1 pseudogene is annotated in these 570 nt (G+C 49.8%); it reads right to left on the minus strand.

The features are described 5' to 3' along the window. Nucleotides 1-570: pseudogene (locus tag BLO31_RS23195) on the minus strand (transposase); the annotation flags it as partial.

The following is a 570-nucleotide window of genomic DNA, read 5'->3' on the forward strand; positions in this document are numbered from 1 at the left end:
TCCACTCTGGGCATACCAGTGGCGCTGGATTTCGTTTAGGTAGGCGCTTTTTGCCCTTGCGCCGCAAGTTTAGCTTGAGTGAACAGTACACTCGATAGACTCGTTTATGATTCCAGTGGTGTCCCCACCGCCTAATTACTTTAAATAGTTTGCCAAATCCGTACGCAGGATACCGCTCTGCTGCCTCCTGCAACTTCGCGATAACCTCATCATCTCGATGAGGATCTGGTCGGTAGCGATAGACTGAGTCGCTAATGCCAACTGCGCGGCAGGCCATTCGCAAACTGACCTGATAGTATTTGCGAGCGTAATCGACAAGCTCGCGCTTAACCGCTGGCCTTACAGCTTTTTTTCAAGAATATCTTTGACGATACGGTGCTCAAGGCTGAGGTCGGCAAACATTTGCTTGAGCCTCCGATTCTCGTCCTCAAGCTCTTTAAGCCGTTTAACATCTGACGCTTCCATCCCGCCATACTTGGACTTCCAGTTGTAGTATGTCGCATCAGAGATGCCATATTCACGACAGGCTTCGTTGACTTTTCGGCCTGCTTCCACTTCCTTCAGGATCTT

This window comes from Vibrio sonorensis, from assembly GCF_001854765.1.
Taxonomy (GTDB): domain Bacteria; phylum Pseudomonadota; class Gammaproteobacteria; order Enterobacterales; family Vibrionaceae; genus Vibrio; species Vibrio sonorensis.